Consider the following 2,802-nt stretch of genomic DNA (forward strand, 5'->3'; position numbering starts at 1 on the left):
GGGTGGCGCACTGTCACGTCCGGGCCGGCGAGGGGCTGCCCTGGCGGGAGGTCGCCGAGGCCGTGCTCGCACCCGTCGACCCGGAGAGCGGCCGGGGCGCCCTCGCCCCCGCCTGGCCACCTGCCGGGGCCCGGCCGGTGGACCTGAGCGCCCCGCCGCACCGCGCGCCGGCCGGGGAACTGGCCCGTGCCGCGTGGGTCGCCGCCGACCGGCTCTACGTCGACGTACGCCTGCCCGACGACGCCCGCGACCCGGACGCCGAGCGGTACGGCGTGCACCCGCTGGTGCTGGACGCGGCCCTGCGCCTGCTCCCGCTCGCCGGCTTCGCGTCGGTCGCCGACGCCGGGCCCACCGCCCGGCTGCTGCCCACCGAGTGGGCGGGCGTGCGCCGCCACGCCGTCGGGGCGCACGCGCTGCGCGTCTGCCTGGCCCCCGCCGGGGCGGACGCGGTGACGCTGAGCGCCGTCGACGACGCGGGCGGGCCCGTGCTCGACGCCGACCGGGTGGTGCTGCGGCCGGTTGACCTGCCGTCCGCCGACCCGCCGGCGCCGGCGGCCACCCCCGCCGGGCTGTACGCCGTCGACTGGCTGCCCGCCGCGTTCCCGGCGACCCCGGCGCCCTCCTGGACGCTCGCCGACGGCACGCCGCCGGACGGGCCGCTGCCGCCGCTGCTGGTGCTGCGGGTCGGCGACGGCGAGCCGGGCCGGCCGGTGCCCGACCGGGCGCACGCCGTCGGCCTCGCCGTGCTCGACGTGCTCCAGACCTGGCTGGCCGACCCCCGCGCGGAGACCACCCGCCTGGCCCTCGCCGTGCGCGACGGCGACCCGGTGCACGCCCCCGTGGCCGGGCTGCTCCGCGTCGCCCAGGCCGAGCAGCCCGACCGTTTCCTCCTGCTCAGCCTCGACACCACCGACGACGCCGCCATCCGTTCGGCGCTGGCCGCCGCCGACGACGAACCCGAGGTGGCCGTCCGCGACGGCCGCGCACTGCTGCCCCGCCTCCGCCCCGTCGAGCGGCCCCCGGCCGGCGCGCCGCTCGCGGCCCTGGCCGGCGGCACCGTGCTCCTCACCGGCGGCACCGGCGGGATCGGCCGGCACGTCGCCACCCACCTCGCCACCGCGCACGGCGTCACCGAACTGGTGCTGGTCAGCCGCAGCGGCCGGGCCGGCGACTGGACGACCGCGCTGACCGACGCCGGCGTCACGGTGCGGGTGGTCGCGGCCGACGTCGCCGACCGGGCGGCGCTCGCCGAGGTCGTCGCCCCGCTGGCCGACCGGCTCGTCGCCGTCGTGCACGCCGCCGGGGCCACCGACGACGCCCTGCTCACCGACCTCGACCCGACCCGCTGGGCCCGGACCCTGCGCGCCAAGGTGCACGGCGCCTGGCACCTGCACGAGCTCACCGCCGGCCTCGACCTGGCCGCGTTCGTGCTCTTCTCCTCGGCCGCCGCCACCTTCGGCAGCCCCGGCCAGGGCAACTACGCGGCCGGCAACGCGTTCCTCGACGCGCTCGCCGCGCACCGCCGTGCCCAGGGCCGGCCGGCGAGCGCCCTGGCCTGGGGGCTGTGGGCCGCCGAGGACGGGATGGCCGGCCGGCTCAGCCCCGCCGACCTGGCCCGGCTCGCCCGCGGCGGCACCCGCCCCCTCGACACGGCCGCCGGGCTGGCGCTGTTCGACGCCGCCCTGCACGTGGACCGGCCGGCGCTCGTGCCGATCGGGCTCGACCTGGCCGCCGTACGGACCTCCGGCGAGGTGCCCGCCCTGCTGCGGGCGCTGCTGCCCCCGCCGCCCCGCCGGGCGGTCAACGCCGCCTCCGCGCCCGCCGCCGCGAAGGGCTTCGCCGACCGGCTGGCCGAACTCGCCGAGCCCGAGCGCGCCGAACTGCTGCTGGACCTCGTACGCGCCCGGTGCGCCACAGTGGTCGGGCACACCGGCCCCGAGCAGGTCGAGCCGCGCCGCCCGTTCAAGGACCTCGGCTTCGACTCGCTGATGGCCGTCGAGCTGAGCAACCGGCTCACCGCCGTCACCGGGGTCCGGCTCGCCCCGCACGCCGTGTTCAACCACCCCACACCCGAGTTGCTCGCCGCGCACCTGCACGCCCGGCTGCTCGGCACCGCCGCCACCGAGGTCGCCGACGCGAGCACCGTCGCCCTGGACGAGCCGGTCGCCATCGTCGCGATGGCCTGCCGTTTCCCCGGCGGGATCGGTTCCCCGGAGGAGCTGTGGCGGCTGCTCGACGCGGGCGACGACGTCATCGGCGACCTGCCCGACGACCGGGGCTGGCCGCTGGCCGACCTCCACGACCCGGTGCCCGGCACGCCCGGCCGGACGTACGTGCGCTCCGGCGGGTTCCTCACCGGCATCGCCGACTTCGACGCCGAGTTCTTCGGCATCAGCCCCCGCGAGGCCCTCGCCATGGATCCGCAGCACCGGCTGCTGCTGGAGACCTCCTGGGAGGCGCTGGAACGCGGTGGCATCGACCCGGCCACCCTGCGGGGCAGCCGCACCGGCGTCTTCGCCGGCACCCACGGGCAGGACTACGCCGACCGGGTCGCCCCCGGTGTCGTCTCCGACGACGGCGAGGTCACCGCCGACGAGGGGCACCTGCTTACCGGCACCGCCGGCAGCGTCCTCTCCGGCCGGGTCGCGTACGCGCTGGGGCTGGAAGGGCCGGCTGTCACCGTCGACACCGCCTGCTCGGCGTCGCTGGTGGCGCTGCACCTGGCCGTCCAGGCGCTGCGCCAGGGCGACTGCGACCTGGCGCTGGCCGGTGGGGTGTCGGTGATGTCCACCCCGGCCGGGC

At 79.0% G+C, this 2,802-nt stretch carries 1 protein-coding gene; it reads left to right on the top strand.

The features are described from left to right. On the top strand, positions 1-2,802 hold a 2,802-nt coding region (locus tag KBX39_RS27995), incomplete at both ends, for an SDR family NAD(P)-dependent oxidoreductase (RefSeq protein WP_210873387.1).

The organism is Micromonospora sp. D75 (assembly GCF_018070405.1).
Classification (GTDB): Bacteria; Actinomycetota; Actinomycetes; order Mycobacteriales; family Micromonosporaceae; genus Micromonospora; species Micromonospora chalcea.